The sequence below is a fragment of the Microcoleus sp. M2_D5 genome, assembly GCF_036701935.1.
Taxonomy (GTDB): Bacteria; Cyanobacteriota; Cyanobacteriia; order Cyanobacteriales; family Microcoleaceae; genus Microcoleus.
Window position 1 is genome coordinate 22,880 of sequence record NZ_JAUBRP010000028.1, and the last position, 20,767, is coordinate 43,646.

At 46.9% G+C, this 20,767-nt stretch carries 15 protein-coding genes; 12 read left to right on the top strand and 3 right to left on the bottom strand.

Going from position 1 to position 20,767, the window contains the following annotated elements:
* Nucleotides 1–42: 42 nt before the first annotated feature.
* The 4 genes from QUA50_RS14025 to clpP all read left to right on the top strand — a co-directional run bounded on the left by QUA50_RS14025 (nt 43) and on the right by clpP (nt 4,303).
* Nucleotides 43–1,455 (top strand): adenylate/guanylate cyclase domain-containing protein, encoded by a 1,413-nt coding sequence (locus tag QUA50_RS14025; RefSeq protein ID WP_333265041.1) that lies wholly within the window; start codon nt 43–45, stop codon nt 1,453–1,455.
* A 318-nt stretch (nt 1,456–1,773) separates the two neighbouring features.
* Nucleotides 1,774–2,994: a heparan-alpha-glucosaminide N-acetyltransferase domain-containing protein gene (locus QUA50_RS14030; protein ID WP_333265040.1), complete on the top strand. Its 1,221-nt coding sequence runs from the start codon at nt 1,774–1,776 to the stop codon at nt 2,992–2,994.
* A gap of 201 nt (nt 2,995–3,195) precedes the next feature.
* Entirely contained in the window at nt 3,196–3,483 is a 288-nt protein-coding gene (locus QUA50_RS14035; RefSeq protein WP_333265039.1) for a DUF433 domain-containing protein, read from the top strand.
* Between the two features lie 211 nt (nt 3,484–3,694).
* Complete coding sequence (clpP, locus tag QUA50_RS14040; RefSeq protein WP_006635758.1) at nt 3,695–4,303, top strand: ATP-dependent Clp endopeptidase proteolytic subunit ClpP; 609 nt, start codon at nt 3,695–3,697, stop codon at nt 4,301–4,303.
* Between the two features lie 296 nt (nt 4,304–4,599).
* Here clpP and QUA50_RS14045 read toward each other — a convergent pair whose 3' ends face one another.
* Nucleotides 4,600–5,589 carry a hypothetical protein gene (locus QUA50_RS14045; protein WP_333265038.1) on the bottom strand — a complete coding sequence of 330 codons (990 nt, stop codon included), beginning with the start codon at nt 5,587–5,589 and terminating at the stop codon, nt 4,600–4,602.
* A gap of 876 nt (nt 5,590–6,465) precedes the next feature.
* Here QUA50_RS14045 and QUA50_RS14050 point away from each other — a divergent pair.
* From QUA50_RS14050 to QUA50_RS14065, 4 genes are all read left to right on the top strand, one after another.
* Nucleotides 6,466–8,832 (top strand): ribonuclease R family protein, encoded by a 2,367-nt coding sequence (locus QUA50_RS14050; protein WP_333265037.1) that lies wholly within the window; start codon nt 6,466–6,468, stop codon nt 8,830–8,832.
* A gap of 403 nt (nt 8,833–9,235) precedes the next feature.
* Nucleotides 9,236–9,853 (top strand): flavin prenyltransferase UbiX, encoded by a 618-nt coding sequence (locus QUA50_RS14055; protein ID WP_333265036.1) that lies wholly within the window; start codon nt 9,236–9,238, stop codon nt 9,851–9,853.
* A 79-nt stretch (nt 9,854–9,932) separates the two neighbouring features.
* Nucleotides 9,933–10,817, top strand: a complete 885-nt coding sequence (locus QUA50_RS14060; protein WP_333265035.1) for a LapA family protein — start codon at nt 9,933–9,935, stop codon at nt 10,815–10,817.
* A gap of 22 nt (nt 10,818–10,839) precedes the next feature.
* A complete protein-coding gene (locus QUA50_RS14065; RefSeq protein ID WP_333265034.1) occupies nt 10,840–11,391 on the top strand; it encodes a shikimate kinase in 552 nt (183 codons plus the stop codon).
* Nucleotides 11,392–12,334: 943 nt separating this feature from the next.
* On the opposite strand, the gene QUA50_RS14070 is transcribed toward QUA50_RS14065, so the two are convergent.
* Together QUA50_RS14070 and QUA50_RS14075 are read right to left on the bottom strand one after the other, a co-directional pair.
* Nucleotides 12,335–12,778 carry a hypothetical protein gene (locus QUA50_RS14070; RefSeq protein WP_333265033.1) on the bottom strand — a complete coding sequence of 148 codons (444 nt, stop codon included), beginning with the start codon at nt 12,776–12,778 and terminating at the stop codon, nt 12,335–12,337.
* Nucleotides 12,779–12,843: 65 nt separating this feature from the next.
* Complete coding sequence (locus QUA50_RS14075; RefSeq protein ID WP_015177966.1) at nt 12,844–13,248, bottom strand: NIL domain-containing protein; 405 nt, start codon at nt 13,246–13,248, stop codon at nt 12,844–12,846.
* Nucleotides 13,249–13,426: 178 nt separating this feature from the next.
* Here QUA50_RS14075 and QUA50_RS14080 point away from each other — a divergent pair, with 178 nt between their 5' ends.
* The 4 genes from QUA50_RS14080 (at nt 13,427) to QUA50_RS14095 (ending at nt 20,707) form a co-directional block, all read left to right on the top strand.
* On the top strand, nt 13,427–14,029 hold the full coding sequence (locus QUA50_RS14080) for a thioredoxin family protein (protein ID WP_333265032.1): 603 nt from the start codon (nt 13,427–13,429) through the stop codon (nt 14,027–14,029).
* A 436-nt stretch (nt 14,030–14,465) separates the two neighbouring features.
* On the top strand, nt 14,466–17,693 hold the full coding sequence (locus QUA50_RS14085; protein ID WP_333265031.1) for an efflux RND transporter permease subunit: 3,228 nt from the start codon (nt 14,466–14,468) through the stop codon (nt 17,691–17,693).
* A 288-nt stretch (nt 17,694–17,981) separates the two neighbouring features.
* Entirely contained in the window at nt 17,982–19,109 is a 1,128-nt protein-coding gene (locus QUA50_RS14090) for a hypothetical protein (RefSeq protein ID WP_333265030.1), read from the top strand.
* A gap of 416 nt (nt 19,110–19,525) precedes the next feature.
* Nucleotides 19,526–20,707 (top strand): RtcB family protein, encoded by a 1,182-nt coding sequence (locus tag QUA50_RS14095; RefSeq protein ID WP_333265029.1) that lies wholly within the window; start codon nt 19,526–19,528, stop codon nt 20,705–20,707.
* Nucleotides 20,708–20,767: the final 60 nt, after the last annotated feature.

A 20,767-nucleotide genomic window follows, 5' to 3' on the forward strand; every position in this document is an offset into this window, starting at 1 on the left:
TACGGCCAACATGGATAGAAGTTTTATATAGGAGAACGATATATGTCAGAAGCTAGTAAAAACCTGTTGGCTGCAGGCGATGACGAATTAATCGCGACGGGCGACGATGAATTAATATTTTCCGAGGAAGACGAGGCGGAAGAAAAACCGCTAGAAGCAAGTTGGAAAATATTAATTGTAGATGATGAAATAGAAATTCATAATATTACTAAACTATCGTTAAATAATTTTATTTTTGAAGGTAAAAGCATAACATTTATCAGCGCTTACTCAGGAAAAGAAGCTAAAGAAATCATCCAAAAGAACTACGATATAGCATTGATTTTACTCGATGTAGTGATGGAAACAGAAGAAGCAGGATTAGAAGTAGTTAAGTACATCCGCGATATTTTAAATAATCAAGTAGTGCGAATTATTTTACGCACTGGACAGCCCGGGCAAGTACCAGAAGATGTAGTAATTGTCAGCTACGATATCAATGATTACAAAACCAAAACAGAACTTACTAACAAAAAATTATTTACCACAGTAGTCACCGCACTGAGAGCATTTAGATCGCTCAATCAAATCGAGTCCAGCAAAAGCGAACTCGAAAAAATTGCAGCCGCATCAGCCCGTTTTGTTCCCCGTGAATTCTTGAAATTTCTCAAAAGAGAAAGCATCGTTGATGCCAGACTAGGAGACTCTGTACAAGCAGAAATGACGATTATGTTTGCCGACATTCGCTCATTTACAAGTCTGTCAGAAAGTATGTCTCCCAGAGAAAACTTTGAATTTCTTAACTCTTACTTAAGCCGAGTTGGCCCCGTTATCCGCGAGTATAACGGTTTTATAGATAAATACATTGGTGACGGGATTATGGCTTTGTTTCCTAACAGGCCTGAAGATGCTGTGCAAGCAGCAATTGAGATGCAGCATCAAGTGAAGATTTATAACAGACACAGGCAAAACAGTGGCTATCAACCTATTTCGATAGGGATTGGCTTGCATACGGGGACTTTAATGTTAGGTACGATTGGCGAAGCGGAACGAATGGAAAGTACGGTGATTTCTGATGCTGTTAATTTAGCTTCCCGCGTGGAAGGATTGACAAAGCTTTATGGAGTTGCTATTGTAGCTAGCGTCCAAACCCTTTGTCGGATAGACGATCCTCAACATTACAAGTGCCGGTTTCTCGATCGCGTTCAAGTCAAAGGAAAACAAACACCTGTTGCGGTATTTGAAATTTACGATGGCGACTCGGCGACAATGATCGAACTAAAAGCACAAACTCAAACTTATTTTGAACAGGGAATTTTTTTTCACTACCAGCAGCAATTCGCGCAAGCAAGGCAAATGTTTCTGCGCGTCTTGCAAGTCAACAAGTATGATAAGGCAGCAGCTTTTTATGCAGAAAGGTGCGATATGTTGATGAAAAATGCAGTCATTATGACTCTGGAAGGAATAGAGATATAGGTAGTGGGGAATTGGGCATGGGGCATGGGGTATAGGGGCAGGGAGAATTGGGAATTTGGCTAAAAAGAATTAGGAAATGGGCATCAGCTAAGATACTGAACAGTGAACAGTGAACAGTGAACAGTGAACAGTGAACAGTGAACAGTGAACAAATAACTTAGGAATGAGAATTAAATAATTTCCACTCTTGAAAGTGGGATGGGCGTCGGGCCCGTTCTTTTTGGATGGGCGTCGGGCCCGTTCTTTTTGGACGGGCCCGACGCCCATCCCACAATAACAATTAAAATTGTAAGTTATTGAATTCGCGAGCCTTAATTTATGCGCTTCAAATCCCTTGATGTTTTTCGCGGAATTGCGATCGCCTCCATGATTCTAGTCAACAACCCCGGTAGTTGGGAACAGGTGTATCCACCGCTAAAACACGCAGAATGGCACGGCTGCACGCCGACAGATTTAGTATTTCCGTTTTTCTTGTTCATCGTTGGCTGCGCGATGTCTTTCTCGCTGTCTAAATATATTCAAAATTATCCAAAAACCGGAATAGAAACCTCAAAAGTTACACAAACAAAGGAAAAATCAGAATCCGCCAAAAACCCTCTTCCTTCTTCCTTATTCCTTATTCCTGCTTCAAATATTTACTGGCGAATTGCGCGCCGCGCCGCGATTCTATTTCTATTAGGATTGCTGCTAAATACATCTTCGATCGCCCTTGACGTACTTCTCAACAGCGCCCCGGTCGAAAACTTCGGTAAAATCCGCATCATGGGGGTATTGCAGCGCATCGGCTTAGCTTATTTCATCAGTGCGATCGCCATTCTCAACCTTTCCCCCCGCAATCAAAAACTGCTCGCTGTTGCCGTGCTTTTGGGCTATTGGGGCGCATTAACCGTATTTGCTGTAGGGGGGTACACTGCCGGCGAACTCACGCCAGAAGGAAATTTAGGAGGATATGTCGATCGGCTAATTCTCGGCAGCCAGCACCTGTACAAAGGCGGCCCCTTCGACCCCGAAGGATTGTTGAGTACCTTACCCGCAGTAGTCACAGTCCTGATCGGCTACTTTACAGGAGAGTGGCTGCGCGTGCAGCCAATCAAAACCCGCACCAGTATCAACTTAGCAATCTGCGGCCTCAGTTGCGCGGTAATCGGCCACTTGTGGGGATTTTTATTTCCGATCAACAAACAACTTTGGACAAGTTCCTATGTAGTTTTTACCGCTGGTTGGGCCTTGCTATTGCTAGCAGCTTGCTACGAAACAATTGAAGTGCGGGATTGGAAATGGGGGAGGCCGTTTGAAATCATGGGAGTGAATGCAATTTTCTTGTTTGTCGCTTCCGGTATAGTTGCCAGAATTCTCTTAAAAACTCATATCGGTACTGGTGCAAATGCTCCAACAACTTACACTTGGATTTATGAAAACTGGTTTTTGCCGTGGGCGGGGCCGCTGAATGGTTCTCTAGCATTTGCCGTGACTGCGGTATTATTTTGGTGGTTAATTTTGTATGGAATGTATCGCCGTGGTTGGGCGATTAAAATTTGAGAAGCAGGACTGAGGCACGGGGGCCAGAAACCGGGTTTTTTACGAGAAGACGGGTTACAGCCCACAAATTCGGTAAAAAACCCGGTTTCTTTAGTCGGAGTACGTCAGTCCTGAATACGGCCATACCTGATAATTCACCGATTAAAGTTTCAGCTTTGATAGAAAAGATTCATGCGGTGGAATTCCAGTGGGGATTTAGCGATGGAAACTAACAGATCGTTCGAGCAAAGTGATACCTGGAGTGAAGAAGATTGTCTTGATGTCACAACCTTTTCTTTGCAATACGCAGCTACTATCTTTCATAGCGACCCCGATATTTTGGGGGGAACTCCAGTCTTTATCGGTACTCGCGTCCCGATCGAGACTCTACTTGATTGTCTCGAAGCTGGTGATTCGGTCGAGGAATTTTTAGACCATTTTCCTAGTGTCAGCCGCGATCGAGCGATGGAAGTTCTGGCAATGATACGATCGCCACATAACAACATTTAACGTTTATTGATGTCCGCTGCCTCCACATCGATCGCCTGCAGGATCGGATTTCCGATCGCACCTCGGCCACAACTTCGACAAATTAACGCCCCAACCCCGCCCAGTTCAAGGATTTTGCCGATTTCTCGATCGCGCGCCACCCCTCCCTAACTATAAATGAACCCTAGTCGCTAAAATTAAAAAAAGATACGTAATAGGCAGGCAGGCGTCAATGATCCCAACAGTTATAGAACAATCCGGTCGCGGCGAACGCGCCTTTGACATTTACTCGCGACTCCTGCGCGATCGCATCGTCTTCTTGGGCCAACAGGTTGACTCAGACTTGGCTAACCTGATCGTTGCCCAATTGCTATTTTTAGACGCCGAAGACCCGGAGAAAGATATTTACCTCTATATCAACTCCCCTGGGGGTTCGGTAACAGCAGGTATGGGCATTTTTGACACGATGAACCACATCCGCCCCGACATTTGCACTATTTGTCTCGGTTTGGCAGCCAGTATGGGCGCTTTTCTGTTGAGTGCCGGCGCTAAAGGCAAGCGGATGAGTTTGCCTCACTCCCGGATTATGATCCACCAACCTCTAGGCGGAGCTCAAGGACAAGCAACCGATATTGAAATTCAGGCGAAAGAGATTTTGTACCACAAACGCCGCCTGAACGAACATCTTGCCAACCATACCGGTCAGCCGCTTTCCCGAATTGAAGAAGATACCGAACGGGATTTCTTCATGTCGGCTGAAGAAGCAAAGGACTACGGATTAGTCGATCAAGTGATCGATCGCCGTCCTTCCGCCAGCCGCCCGATCGCCGCTGTCGTCTAAATAAAAAGTTAAAAATCAAAAATGAGGAAATATTCTTCATTTTTGATTTTTAATTTTTAACGTTCAAAAGTAGCTCTTTAATGGATCAACGGGTGGCGAGAAACCGGGTTTTTTATCCTAATCTTGGGTTCTCAACCTTAATCTCTGTAAAAAACCCGGTTTCTTTAATCCGGGAGCAACGGGGGGCGAGAAACCGGGTTTTTTACCCTAATCTTGGGTTCTCAACCTTAATCTCTGTAAAAAACCCGTTTTCTTTAATCTAATAGCCTCCAGCGCCTTGTTTAGTTGCCGAATTCCTAGGGCAAAGATTCGAGATATTGCAGGAAGTCGAGCAATTCTACTTGATTTAAGAAATGGCGCGCTTCTTTGCCATAACCTTGTTTGAGATAATCTTTTCCTTGGTTGGCAGTCCAGCCCAGCCGCTGGATTTCCTCAGTGGTTCTGCTGTAGATTTCTAGATATTCTAGGAAATCTACTAACTCTTCACTAGAAAGCTCTCTCTGCGACGACTTGCCGTAATTGTGTTCCAGACACTGGGTTTCCTGTGGTTTTTTCCATCGCAGGCGTTTGAGGATGGCGTCTATTTGGGCGATCGTATCAGAATTATCCTCGATCGCATCGCTGGGAATTCCCACTGCGATCGGTTGCAATTCCCTGACTTCAGCCGCACCCTGCAGCAGTTCACTTTGGCTAGAACTCGGCATCTCCAGTTCCGCGATCGGTTCGCCGTAGCTAGAAGAAAGCCAAGCGTCTGAGTCTAACTGCTTTGGTACAAATCCAGTAGCCTCGACGCGATCGACCGTTGGCGGCAGCGGTTCCGGTACAGGTGCGATCGGCTCTTCATTTAATTTCGTTTCAGTCTTGACAAAATTGCTTTTATGTGATTCAGGCAATTTGTCAGCAACAGGCATTTCTAGAACCGGAAGAGGAACACTTGTCGGCCCAACCGGAACCGGAACAGCAGGAGGAGGGGGAGGGGGAACAGCAGCAACCGGAGCAACAGCAGCAGGAGGTGGAACAGCAGCAACCGGAGCAACCGGAGCAACCGGAGCCGGATCGACACTCGCGATCGCACGATCGGGCGCAGCCGATCCAAGAACCGCGATCGCTCGCAACCGGGCGCGGTCTTCAGCATCCTCAACAGACTCAGCAGCAGACATAGCCGTAGCCAGAGTTTGGCCGTCAACCTGAACCAGACAGCGAACAACAAACTTACCGTGATGAACAGTCAGCAACTCACAGATTAACTGTCCAGCGGGATAAAGGGCGCGAAATTCAGCAAACATAATTTTTTGACCCCGAAACCAGAAGGGGCTTATGACTTAAGTGTAGTACAGCGAGAGAGAAAACAATTTTATGAAAGCACCTATTCAACATACAATAAATTAAAGGTGAGTCATCCGCGCAACCTTACACGCCACTAAACCCCATCCCACATCCAGCGGTTTAAGCTAACAAGCACCGGGCGTCATTTCTACCTATAAGAGATGACACAGCAACTAAGCAAAAGTAGTAAAAGTATCCGGTTTGCCTACCTGCACTTTCTACCGCACAGATTGCTCCCGACCCGCTCGTTGCACCTCTGTCCGCAAGGGCCGATCGCGTGCAAAAAACAGGGGCATCGCAGCGGCGAGCTACTAGCAATTTTGCCTCGATCCGGTAAGTTCTTTGCTAAAGCAAGAAGCAAGAGGCACTTCAAAAGGAAGAAGGAACAACGCAGAAGGAAACAAGGCAGAAGGCAGAAATGCACATTTTCTCCCTCTCCATCCCTCCATCGGCTCATCCTCGACTCAAGCCGTTGCTTTCAGTATCGAGCCATCTTTTAAGAACCGACAGGGGCTTTCTAATTCGCGAAGTGCTCGGCGCTGCTGACCTAAAAGCAAACAAACCAACGCTAAAAAATTGTATTGGGGAATAGCGTGCGGGACTGTTTTCTGCACCGTCAGCAGTCAGTTCAAGACAGACAGCAGACAGTTAGCACCAAGCCGGTGTCGGGAGAGAATCTCAAAAAAACCTCGCGATGAAACAAGGTGGCTGTGCTCGCGTCTCCACCTATCAACCCGCGCATTTGTTGGGAAGCAGGCACTGCGAGGGCCCGAGGGGGTGCGGCTGATTTCGCCAAAATTAGACTAATTGCTGGAAACAAGAGGATCGATCGCTACATGGAATTTTCTATCGCTGCACTGCTGGCAAATTTTACAGAAGACAAATTAGTGGCCCCAAAAGCATTGGAGAAAAAACTCGACTGCAACGACGCCACCAGTCAACTCAAACTTCAAATCGCATTAGAAGCTCTAGAGAAAATTGGCATATTAGTCAAAGACAAAGGCCGCTATCGCCGAGTAGCTGAAGACGACGTAGTAGAAGCAAAACTGCGCTGTTCGAGCAAAGGATTTTGCTTTGCAATTCAAGACGCCGAAGGCTCAGAAGACGTTTACGTGCGGGAAAGTCACCTCTCGACAGCTTGGAACGGCGATCGAGTCTTAGTCAAAATCATCAAAGAAGGCAGCCGCCGCCGCTCGCCCGAAGGCGAAGTCATGCTCATCCTCGAACGCGCCAACCCCTCGGTACTAGCGCGAGTCAAGCAAACCGCCAGCCCCACCGGCCGCGTCAGCTACAGAGCCATCCCCCTGGACGATCGCCTCTTGTTTGAACTAGACTTGCTCGCAAACGGCACAAATCTCCAAGAGGCGATCGACCACCTAGTACACGTCGAAGTCAAACGCTACCCCCTCGGCACCCACCGCCCAGTCGGCAAAGTAGTACAGGTACTCGGTTCCGACGCCGAAGCCGCTGACGACCTCGACATCGTATGCTGCAAACACGACTTACCGCGATCGTTCCCCGCCGCCGTCATCAAAGCAGCCGAAAACTTGCCCAGCAAAGTCAAAAAAACCGACATCAAAAAACGCCTAGATTTGCGTAACATTCTGACGGTTAGCTTCAGCAAAAACGAACCGGGAACAACCAACAGCGAAAACGATGCCCCTCAAGCCCCGGAGGAAAATCTCTCCGAAGGAGGAGGCGAAAACGAGTTCGATCCGACATCATTTTTGTCCGATCCGCCAGTAGAACGCGCATTGTCGATCGAAACCCTGAAGCCCGGCCGCTGGCAAATAGGAATCCACATCAGCGACGCCGCCGAGTACGTGCAGCCAGAAACCCCCCTAGACCGCGAAGCCCGCAAGCGAGGCACCGCCGCCCATCTGGGAGAAAAAATCATCGCCGTACTGCCAGAAACCCTCAACGAGCGCTGCTCCCTGCTGCCAGACAGCGAACGGCTGGCCTTCAGCATACTGCTCACCCTAGACGAATCAGGAGAACTCCTAGAATACGAGATTCAAGCCAGCGTCATTCAAATTGACTACCACCTCACCTACGAGCAAGCTCAAGCAATTCTCGAACCAGGCGATGCCGAAGAGCACCCTTTATCCTCCGCCCTCCGTCCTTTCCTAGATCAAATCGGGGCCGCCTCACAGGCTGCCAGACAGACAAGGCTCAAGCGAGGAGCTTTTGAACTAAATTTGCCCGATGCTAACTCTCATTTCGACGACGAAGGCGAATTAGGAGCTTTTGCAACGGCTCCCCCCGCCCAGTCGGCTGTCTCCGAGTTGGTGGTACTCGCCAACCAAGCCGTCGCCGCCCACCTGCAAGCCTTGGGAGTCCCAGCAATCTACCGCGTCCAGCCGATGCCAGATCCGGCAGACATTCAAGAGTTCATCAAACTCTCCAACAACCTCGGAGGCGAACTGTATCTCGAAACCGAAGAAGAAGTTTTGCCCTTGGACTTTCAGCGATTTACCCAGCAGTTTGCCGGCCTGAAGTCTGAAAGAGTTCTCACCTACCTGCTAGAAGACACCATGAAGCCCGCTGTTTACAGCACCACTCCCAAGCCGCACTTCGGTTTGGGGCTGTCAGAGGGTTACACGCGCTGCACTTCGCCGCTTTCCCGCTACGCCGATTTGCTGGTGCTGCGGGTGTTGCAGGCTGTGTTCGAGCAAGGCCGCAGCAGCCGAACAACACGGGCTAAGGAAAAAGTTGACTTGCACCATTCCTCCTGTCACGGTCAAATTACTTGGAACGTTCTCCCCCCAGATTTGCACCACGAATTTGAGACAGAGTTCGCATCGGTAGTAGTACACCTAACGGAACGCGAAAGAGTTGCTGAGGATGCCGAAAGCGATTTGCAGGGATTGAAGAAAACCGGATTGATGAAAGAACGCACCGGCCAAACTTTCCAAGGTTTGATTACAGGCGTGCAGTCTTACGGTTTCTTTGTGGAAATTGAGGTGCGGCCGCCGGATAGCGACATTTTGCGAGTTGAGGGACTGGTACACGTTTCTTCGCTCAAGGATGACTGGTACGAATATCGATCGCGCCAGCAAACTCTGGTGGGCCGCAAAAACCGCAATCAGTACCGTTTGGGCGATCGGGTAGAAGTTCAAGTCAAGAGTGTGGATTACTACCGCCAGCAAATTGATTTAGTTGCAGTTGGCGGCGGCAGTCAAGCTTTTGATGATGATGAATAATCTGTTGACCGTTGACAGTTGACAGTTAACTTTTATCAATACTTAGTTGTCATTGTCTGGCAACTAAGTATTGAGAAGGCGGCGACCAACTATACTCAGCAATCATCAAAAAATAATTAACGACTAATATCAAATCCGATAGCATCGTCGGGCGTCAAATCCCGTCAAAAGTAAACAATCACGGACGGTGCAACCGAAATTAATCGAATTTATCTGCGTTAATCTGTGTTAATCTGCCCTCATCTGCGGTAAAAAAAAGAGAATGTATTAACCGCCCCGGACAAGGGATGGACGCTGATTCACGCAGATGAATAGAATTGAGATAGGAAGAATTCTGATGCTATAAAAATTGATCTCACAACTAATTACTAACAACAGTCAACCGTAAACTAACAAATAACTAATGACGAATAACTACCCCCTAATTGTAGGAGTGACTGGAGCATCGGGACTGATTTATGCGGTGCGAACTCTGAAGTTTCTCTTGGAAGCCGATCGCGCGATCGAACTGGTAGCCTCGAAATCTACTTACATGGTTTGGCAAAGCGAACAGAACACCCGAATGCCCGCAGAACCGACGCTACAAGAGGAATTCTGGCGGGAACAAGCAGGAGTAGCCACAATGGGTAAACTTCGGTGTCATCCTTGGCAAGATGTCGGTGCTAATATTGCTAGTGGCTCTTTTCGTACCCAAGGGATGATGATTATTCCCTGTAGCATGAGTACGCTGGGGAAATTGGCGGCTGGGTTGAGTTCGGATTTGCTCGAAAGAGCGGCCGACGTTCAGCTCAAGGAAGGGCGAAAATTGGTACTCGTGCCTCGCGAAACGCCTTTTAGCTTGATTCACCTGCGGAATTTGACTACCTTGGCAGAAGCTGGAGCTAGAATTGTACCAGCGATTCCTGCTTGGTATCACAATCCGCAAACTATTGAAGATTTGGTAGACTTTGTGGTGGCTCGCGCTTTAGACCAGTTGGGGATTGATTGCGTTCCTCTCAAACGCTGGAAGGAAGAGGAGTAATAATTAGTCATTAGTCATTAGTCATTGGTCATTAGTTATTAGTTATTAGTGATTTACAAATTACAAATTAAATTTTGATATGCGACCTGTTTTTTTGCTAGTAATTGTGGTGGGGCTAACTATTTTTGCCCTGCAAAATGTGGAGCCGGCTTTATCGCTGGTGTTTTTGGGAGTTCGATCGCCTGCTGTGCCCTTATCTATCTGGATTTTGCTGAGCATGGCGGTGGGAGCTCTCACATCTTTATTGATTTCTGGTTTGCTGGCTTTTTCAAATTACCTATCTCCAACGGGAGACCGCACCGGCAGATCCAGTCGCAGCGGTCCCGATACTTTCCCAGAGGACAGGAGAACACCTTACACGCCACCTCCCCCTCCTAGAAAACAGGGAATTGACCCGGATCAGAATAGGGAAAATAGCCAAACTCAGGCTGCTGGTTCCTATCGAACTGAGTACGGCACGTCGGCGGGTTACAGTGCCCGGACTTTCCAGCAAGAAACTCCGAACCCCGATAGGGCGAAGGATTACGCTCAACCGGGGACTTATGCAGCGGAAGACGATGAGGACGATTGGGTCTCAGATGGCTCAAAATCGCGTTCTCAAGGGGGTGATGACGATTGGGGGGACGATCGCGATTTTCCCGATCGACCGCAGGTAAATGATGTTCCACCGGCAAATCCGAGGGCTTACGAAGCTCAGCAGGAACCGAAAAGCAAGTCTTGGGCTGGCTCAGTATATTCTTACGGCTATCGAGATCCGAGCCAGTCTGGGGTGGGGCAAACTGAGGCTGTATACGATGCGGAGTATCGAGTGCTGATTCCTCTGGAAGGGCAGATTCCTAAACCCGCTGATGAAACACCAATAAATCCTCTTGCAGAAGCAGATGAGGATTGGGGATTGGATGAGGGTGATGAGTTTGATGACGATGATGGCCTCAGTGGCAGATCGATTAACCTGAAAAAATAGAAAAATATCGGAGGATTTGGCAGTGGATGGGTTGAGGGGAGTAAATATCTATCTTGTCGGGATGATGGGTGCGGGGAAAACAACGGTGGGGCGGATTTTGGCAAAAAAATTAAAATACCGTTTTTTTGATACTGATGAACTAATTGTTCGAGTTGCTAATCAGTCAATTGCTGAGATTTTCGATCGAGAAGGGGAAGAGGCTTTTCGGGAACTAGAAAGTAAAGTGCTTGGGGAGTTGTCTGCGTATCAAAATTCGGTCGTGGCTACGGGCGGCGGCATTGTGGCGCGATCGATGAATTGGGGTTATTTGCACTACGGTATAGTGGTTTGGCTGGATGTGCCTGTAGATCAATTGTACGATCGACTGCGTTCGGACACCGCTCGACCCCTACTGCAGGAGGGGGAGATCAAATCTAAACTGCAAAGCCTTTTGAACCAGCGAGAGCGTTTCTACACTCAAGCAGATGTCCGAGTCTGTGCTGGTGTGGGCGAAAGGCCTGAAGCAGTGGCGACTAGGGCGATCGAGGAAATCCAAAAGGTTATCAAACCAGAAACCGAGCCCGATCTCAATTGATACATTCACAAACCGAGTTTCTAAGAAAATAACAGGTTTCTGAGGACTTTTGATACCAGTTCAAAAAAATAATGCAACCCTACGCAAGCTCCAAACCACCACATTTATCAGTCATTCCCCAAATCTAAAATCTAAAATCTAAAATGGTATGACTTGGGTGAAAATACTGGTTTTTGTCTGAGTGTGTCCGTTTAACCACCCCATATTTTGCAATCCACCGGGTTTGAGTGGATGTGATGCGTAACTTTTATAAGTAGGAGGATGTGGTGAGGCGGAGATTTTATACAATAACTAATGGCAGACTCATCTGATTCGTTAAAGTCGGCTATTGAGTTTTCCCTAAAAATAAAATGGCCCCACCGCTGAAGGGCTGTAGGGCGCAAGGACAGTTAAACGCTAACTTGATTGTCGGGAAATTTAGCATCAATGATACTCTGCTATGTGACGATTTTACGATCGTCCATTCACTCATCAACTCTCCCGTATCAAAAAATGTAACCCAGCACCGATCGAATTTAACCTGCTCTATTCTAAAAACAATACCTCATGCATTCTGACTAGCAGCTCCCAAAAGCTGCTTTTTTATTGGGATAAGTTTTTGGCTGCGGGACTTGCGGCCTCTTGGCAATAACATTTTGAGCAACAGTCGCTACAGTTCAATACTGCCCTAGGGGTTTTCATTTCCACCCTAGGTTCGCGGGTAATTGGTAATTGGTAATTAGTAATTGGGAATTAGTGACGCGCAACGGGGAATCGGCAATTGAGATGCTTTAGCTCACCAAGCGGGAAAACTGCTATGATTACATCGCGGAACGGGGAATTAATCCGGGGGTGGGGGATTGAAAAAAAATAAGCTGTATTTATTGATGAGCCATCTGATAGTTTTTGGCTAAATATCCGTTGCGAGTTATAGAATTTGGTTGGATGAATTTCCCCTTCCTCATTAAGAGAATACGAGCCGGCCTGTTTTTAACCAAAACTCGATCGCTCCGCCCAACCCCACACCTGTTAAAGAAATGGTAGCTAATACCGCAAAAGCCCGCCAATTTTTCCAACCAGATATTTGAATATCGAGTCTTGCCAAAGCTCCGGCTGAAATCAAGAGTAAACAAGTAGCAAAAAGGTGCATCCAAGCAATAACGACTACTGCTACAAAAGCTCCTAAAATTATAGAAATAAAAGCACCCATATCACTCGAAAACCACCGCAGGATTAATGCTTTTATGTCTTTCAACGGGAACGAGAAGGCGGCAGCCAACACTAGAATTGAAGCTATGGCTAGAAACCAAGTCAGGTGCGGGGGAACATCAAACTCAGATAATTTCCAGCCAAAAGTGAAATAAGTAACAAAAAGTAGAGTTAGGGAAACCCAAGAGTTTTTTTTCATCCAATGGCACAATTAGGAGAACCAGGCAAAAAAAAGATGATGCTCCCGATGAGTTTGTACAGGGCCTAGAGGTTAGTAGAAATAGCTTGCACCGGACAAGTAGGGATGCACTGCTCGCAAACGATACAGCGCGATCGAGCAAAACTTAGTTTAAAGCTTTCTCGGTCAAGGGTCAAGGCTTCTGTCGGGCAAACCCCCGTACACAAACCGCAGTCAACGCAGATATCTTCGTCTATGAGTATTTCCCGACTGGCTAGGGAAACGCCGATGTTTTGCGATCGCATCCAGTCGATCGCGGCTTCTAGTTGGTCGATGTCCCCTGATAACTCTAGCACCAGTTTGCCCACTTGATTCGGAGCCACCTGAGCGCGGATAATGTTGGCTGCCACATTAAAATCCTTTGCCAGTCGATAGGTGACAGGCATTTGGATCGATCGTTGGGGAAACGTCAGTGTTACCCGTTTTTTCACCCTGCAAGTCCTCGGTAATTTACAAACAATCTTTGTTATCTTATGTTTTAGCGCACTTAATCTAATTACTGCCTTTATCACAAATTTTTATGAAATGGGTCTGATTATCTCAAAATGTGGTATAATCTGAATCTATTATTTAAAATAAAAACATAGAAATCAAAGCGCAATTTATTTTATGACCCAGAATTCCCCCAAGTCAACTGTCGTCCCCGCAGCCAAAAATCCAGAAACAAAAGTCGCCACGCGCCTCAGAAACTTATTGATCGTGTTAACAGCGATCGCCCTTTCAATATCCATCTTCTTCGGGCTGCAAACCCAAACGCCGTCAAGCAGTCTCACCGACATGGCAAAAGCTTCAACGCCATTAGAAACTGCTTTGATAAATGGCAAACCGACACTCATGGAATTTTATGCTAATTGGTGCGGTAGCTGTCAGGCAATGGCTAAGGATCTGAGCGAAATCAAACAGAAATACGCCGAACCGATGAATTTTGTGATGCTGAATGTAGACAATGACAAATGGCTGCCAGAAATCACAAAATATCGAGTAGATGGCATTCCGCACTTTGTCTATTTGAACGATAAAGGCAGCGCGGTTGCTGAAACGATGGGCGAAATGCCGCGCAGTATTATGGAAGCTAACTTAGAAGCTTTAATTGCAGGAAAACCTCTGCCACACGCCCAAGCAGGCGGTCAAGTTTCTAATTTTACTCCCCCCACAGGGCCTGTGAAAACAAGTAGCTCCGACCCCCGCGCCCACGGCTCTCAAGTACAGTAAAAGAAGGAAGTTCGGCAACGGATTCTGTAACGGATGTAACGGATGTCAGGAAGAAGGAAGAAGGAAGAAGGAATAAAGAAGAGGGAAAAGGGAAGAAGACTTTAGGAACAGGCTTTCCGGCCTGTTCCACAACAAATAAACTTTCTTGTGGAACAGGCCGGAAAGCCTGTTCCTGATGGCGATAACTTACAGAGATTCAAAAGCCGATCGCAATTTCTGCCAATCTGCATTGTGGGCGATAGAATACCTCTAAAGAAATATTCACAAAAACTTTTGGGAATATTTATTAAGATTTATTATACTCCTCGTAAGGTGCGTCAGTAGATATTCTCTCACCGCCTAGAAAAATTCAAGACTGACGCACCCTACTAGAATTAGTCTGAATGACGGGGCCGACTCTTCAATCTAAAATCTAAAATCTAAAATCTAAAATCGAATGACTCCTGACAAAACCGGATTCAGTATTAGCGCGACCGCGATTCGTCGCCACATCGGCACCCTCATGCTGACACTTGCTATCATAATCGTGGGCCTTTTCTACATCACCCAACTGCCCGTTGACTTGCTACCCTCCATCACCTATCCCCGCATCGGCGTGCGCTTAAACGCCCCAGGCGTATCCCCAGAAGTAGCAATAGACGAAGTTACCCGCCCCCTCGAACAAGGGCTGTCCGCCACTGAAGGCGTCATGCAAGTTTTCTCCCGCACTCGCGAAGGACAAGTCAGCGTCGATTTATTCTTCAGACCGGGGGGAAACATCGACCAGGCCCTCAACGACGCCACCGCCGCTGTCAACCGCATCCGCAACCGACTTCCCGATACAGTTGAATCGCCCACTCTGTTCAAAGTTGACCCTTCCCAGCAGCCCATTTACGAATTTGCCCTCACTTCCGACTCCTTGCAAGGAGTTGATTTGCGCGTATTTGCCGACGAAGAATTATCCAGAGAACTAAACGTAATTCCTGGAATCGCAGCAATTGACGTTGCCGGGGGCGTGCAAGAAGAAATTCAAGTAAATATTGACTTAAATCGCTTGCAATCTTTAGGCGTCAGTATTTCCGACGTTTTATCAGCGCTTGAATCCCGGAACCTCGACACTTCCGGCGGGCGACTGCGGCAAGAAGGAGGGGAACCTTTAACCCGTACCGTCGGGCGATTTCAGAACGCGAAAGAAATTCAGGCAATTTCTTTTCAAGCATCGGGTTCCAATCCGCCAAAACGAGTTTTTTTGCGCGATTTTGCTCAGGTAATTGACGGTACAGAAGAAGAGCGAGTTAAAGTATTTCTCAATCAGAAATCTGCCGTAAAAATTAGCATTCAAAAGCAGCCAGACGCGAATACAATTTCAGTTGTAGATGGCATCAAAAAGCGGCTAGAAGAATTAAAAGAGTCCGGGGTTATTCCCGAAGGCACGACTATCGTCAATACCTTCGACGAGTCTAAGTTCATCCGCGATTCTATTAGTAACGTCGTATTTTCGGGTTTAACAGGGGCTGTTTTAGCGGGGGCATCTGTATTGTTGTTCCTCGCTTCTCTTCGCCAAACTTTGATTATTGTCATAGCCATTCCCCTCGCAACTTTAATGGCGATTATCCTGATGGGAGTTTTTGGCCTATCTCTGAACGTTTTCAGTTTGGGTGGTTTGGCGCTGGGTGTGGGAATTGTGGTCGATAACTCGATCGTCATGCTGGAGAATATTGTCGAAGGAACCAGCAATAAAAACAGTGCCAACGGCAAGCAGCCCTTAAGTAACAAGCAGTTGATGCAGCAAGCAGAAAAAAGCAGCCAAGAATTAGAATCAGCTTTATTTGCTTCCACCATCACTAACTTAGTTGCCGTACTGCCATTTTTGCTCATCGGCGGCTTAGTTTCCTTACTTTTCAACGAATTAATTCTCACCATCACCTTTTCTGTCGCCGCCTCTCTGATTGTCGGATTGACAGTTGTACCGATGATGGCTTCTCGACTGCTAGCGCTGCGGGTATCCAGCGGTTTGAGCAACTTTTGGCCGCTGCGGGCATTCGATCGAGCTTTTACCAATGCTACCGCCGGCTACGGGAAATTTTTATCGGGAGTAGTGCGGTGGCGGTTGATTATCATTGCAGTAGCGATTATTGGATTGGGTGGCGGCAGTTGGCTGATGGCAGGTCAAATTCCCCAGGAAATATTGCCCAGAATTAATACCGGTCAAGCGAGATTGTTTGCTTTGTTTCCTGCCGGCACAAATTTGGCAACCAACCAAAGAATCATGGCAGAAGCTGATAAAATTATCCTCAGCCAACCAGAAACTCAATACACTTTGACGACGGTGGGCGGGCTGTTGTTCGGCAACAATACGGTGGAGAATTTGCTGCGCGGCGGCTGCAACATTACGCTGAAACCGGGCACCAATACATTGGATTTTGTGCAGCGAGTTACGAAAGAATTGAATACAAAAATAGATTTGCCCAAAAATACTCGTTTGCGCCTGAATCCAGAAAATGTGCGGGGTTTGGTTTTAACTAATTCGCCAGTGCGGGGCGCTGAAGTTGATGTCCTGCTTCAGGGCGAAAACGAACAAATATTGCAGCAAACTGGCCGCGAGATATTGGCAACTTTGGATCAGAAGGTAAATTTAGCTACTTTTCGCCCGGATGGAGACCCGCAGCAAACGGAAGTGCAGATTCGCCCCAACTGGGAACAAGCGGAAGTCTACGGCTTGAATGCGAGACAAATTGGAGAGGCGATTCAGACAGCAATTCAAGGTTCTGTTCCCACGCAATTGCAGCGGGGAAACCGTTTGGTTGATGTGCGGGTACAGTTCGATCGCGATTCTGTCCAATCGGTTTCGGAACTAAAATTTATTCCTTTAACTGCTAGGGATAACAGCATTATCCGCTTGAGCGATGTGGCGAATATTGAACTGGGAAAAGCGCCGGGGGAAATTCAAAGGCTGAACCAGCGCCAAGTTTTCTTGATTGCTGGGAATGTTAATAAGGGCGCGAGTTTGGGCGGTGCTTTGAAACAAGTGGATGCAGTTTTGTCGGAAATCAAATTGCCACCGGGAGTGCGAGTTATACCGAGTTCGGCGGCGGAAACCAACCGGGAATTGCAAAGTTCGCTGATTGTTTTGGGATCTTTGGCGGCGTTTTTAGTATTTGTGGTGATGGCGGTGCAGTACAATTCGCTTGTCGATCCGCTGGTGATTATGTTAACGGTGCCGCTGGCTTTGGCTGGGGGGATTTTTGGGCTGTATGCGACTAAAACTGCGATCGGCGCAACGGTGATTGTGGGGGCGATTTTGCTGGTGGGAATTGTGGTAAATAATGCGATTATTATGGTGGAGTTGGCGAACCAAATTCTGGAAGATGAAAAGGTCGATCGCGCCACAGCAATTCTCAGGGCGGCACCTCAGCGCTTGCGTCCGATTTTGATGACAACTATTACCACAGTTTTGGGTTTATTTCCCCTAGCTTTGGGCATTGGAGACGGTTCGGAATTCTTGCAACCGCTGGGTGTGGTGGTGTTTTCCGGTTTGTCGCTGGCGACGCTGCTGACGCTGTTTATTATTCCCTGTTTCTATATTTTGCTGCACGATTTCTTCGGGATGTTTGCAGCGAAGAAGAAACCGCAGGCGGTGGCTATTCCCCTGCAGAAGGCGGGGAGAAAGACTCCGAATTTGTAATAATTTAGTGCCAGCAAATACCATAGAACCCCATTCTTACACATACTGTAGGGGCGGGTTCACCCAGAGTTTTAAAGGATACCAAAAGACTCAAAAACCCGCCCCCACCCCGCGCGAAACTCCTGAAGATTGATATTGGTGCAAGATTTGAGTGGGTGGGGGCGGGTTTATTTAACCTGTTTGCAGCCCGCTCGGCTATTGGTGAACCCGCCCCTACAGGTTAATAGAAAATGGTGCAAAATTTTAGTTAAAATAGAGTCTATCAACGCAGTAAACTTAAATATCTTTATGCTAATTTTACCAAAATATGAAAGACAAATTGACTGGAGTATCTTAGGCATAAATCAACGCACTGATTCCGAGTGGACGATTGCGACAACTTGCGATCGCAAAAAAGTCACTTTAGTCGATCGCAACTTTTCGCCAAAATACGAATACCAGCTTCCCGACGAAATTAGCTGTTTAGCCATCTGTCCCAAAGGCGATTTGCTGGCAGCAATTATGGCAAATGGCAATCATTTAGCCATTTTGACAGCAGAAAACCAGCTAGTGTACGAACAAAAGCTACCTAACCCTCCTGCTAAGTATTTATTGCATAATGAGAATGGATTTCAGGATTGCTGGTTTGATGCAGATGGCTTGCGTTTTTGGTGCATGAAAGTAATTGAAGGCGAGGAAGTCGAGATTCAAATTCGTGATATTAATTCGTGGCAAATCCAGCGACAACTTTTGCTCGAAGACCCTTTTGGTGACAGTTCTTTCTCGTTTCACCCGCACCCGGAAAATCAAATTTTAGCTATGTGGGTTGCTGCAGGTCAGGACGGACAGCAAGTCTACTGGCTTTATGATGATGGTATCAAAATTCATGCCGTAGAGGTTGCGTGTTTGGCGGACACAACTCCTCCAGTATTTCATCCTGCTGGTCGCGAATTTTTGGTACTCGATCATTCTAATAGAGAACTCAGTCGGTTCAGTTTTCCTGACTGCAATCTCCTCGGTCAATGCGAATGGCCTTGGCCTGATTCGGATGATGGTTTTGATTGCTCTATGTGCTACTTATCGGACGATCGCGTTCTAATTAACACTGGTAATGGGAGAATGTACCTCATCGATATTGACAAAATGGAGATATCAGATGAACTTATTTTAATTGGTCACGAACCGCGTCCGTGTAAAGAACTTTATCCTACTCTTAAGGATCTTAAAGAACAGCTTTGCAGCGATTTGAACTGTTTTTATCGATTTGATTCAGATAGGATTCTTTCCGTTCACTCACAACTGCCGAGTCAAAAACCTGACTCTAAACAGAAGACATTAGTTATCTTCGGGGGAAAAGAGTTGTTTGGTTCGCTGGCGAAGGTACAAGAATCCGCACCCTACAGTAAATTATTCATTCAATCTTTAGGAATCTCTTAAAGATTTTCAATATATGATGCTCCCGGCGCGGAGTTAGCAAATACGCACTTTACCGCAGTCCGGCAGGGGTTTAAACCCCTGCCTCATAGCGAAAGTCGGTTAAAACCGACTGTAGATTTTGGCGGGAAGTGCGATCGATTTCAGTCCTCTTTCAGAGGACTTTAGCTATGAGACAGGGAATTCATTCCCTGTCGGACTGTCGGATTTACCAACAATACCGCTACTGCATTCGCTCTTAAGTTAACGCGCCGAGAATTAGTGGGTAAGGTGCGTCAGTAAACATTCTACGACTCCCAAAACAAATTCCCGACTGACGCACCCTACGAGAATTAGTCTGTCAGATGCGTTTGACATCATCATTCATTTGTGTTACATTGTATACTACATAAAAACTAGCAACACAAACTTAAACAAAAATGCCCTACGAAAAATTAGAAATATCAACCCCAAAACCCGTGCTATCTTGGGCAAATCACGCGCTAGGCGCTAAAGAAACCAAGATGACCGCAAACGTAGCATCTTTGCCCTTTGTATTCAAACACGTCGCACTAATGCCCGACGTACATTTAGGAAAAGGCGCTTTAGTCGGTTCAGTAATTGCCACAAAAGAAGCGATTATTCCGGCTGCTGTGGGCGTGGATATTGGTTGCGGGATGGCTGCGATTAAAATGCCCTTCAAAGCTCATAAATTAGAAGGCAAACTCAAACAAATTCGCCTCGATATCGAAGCCGCAATCCCTGTGGGATTTGCGGAAAACAAGGAAGTAGAAAAAACTGTCACCAACTGGCAAGGATGGGGTGAATTTAAGCAACTTCATCAAGGTGTGCAGCATCAAAACAATAAAGCCTTAAAACAAATGGGTTCCCTCGGCGGCGGCAATCATTTTATTGAGGTGTGCGTTGATAGTGAAAACTTTGTTTGGCTGATGCTGCATTCCGGTTCTCGCGGCATTGGAAATATGCTCGCACAGCAGCATATCGAGACTGCTAAAGATTTAGCTAAACTGGCAGAAATTAATCTAGCTGACAAAGATTTGGCTTATTTTGTAGGGGGTACGCGGGAGTTTGCTGCTTATTGGCATGATTTGCAATGGGCGCAAGATTATGCTCGTTTTAATCGCGATGTGATGATGAATCGGTTTAAGCGAATTGTGGAAAAGCACCTTGCGGGCGGCAAATCTGTTAAGCCGTTATTAGAGGTGAATTGCCACCACAATTACGCGGAAAAAGAGGTGCATTTTGGCGAAGATGTGTATGTGACTCGCAAGGGTGCTGTACGGGCGGATGTTGAGGATTACGGGATTATTCCGGGTTCGATGGGGGCGAAGTCTTTTATTGTTAAAGGGAAGGGTAATGCTGAAAGTTACTGTAGTTGCAGTCACGGTGCTGGCCGATTGATGTCTCGCAATCAAGCTAAAAATGTATTCACTCTCGATGATTTTGTGCGGCAGACTGAGGGGGTAGAGTGCCGGAAAGATGAGCAATTTTTAGATGAAATTCCGGGGGCTTATAAGCCGATTGACGAAGTGATGAGTCAGCAGTCGGATTTGGTGGAAGTTGTGGCGACTTTGAAGCAGGTTGTTTGTGTCAAGGGGTGACAGAAACTGGTTTATTCTTTTATATGTTGCACCATTCTCAATTAGCCTTTTATGAACAGG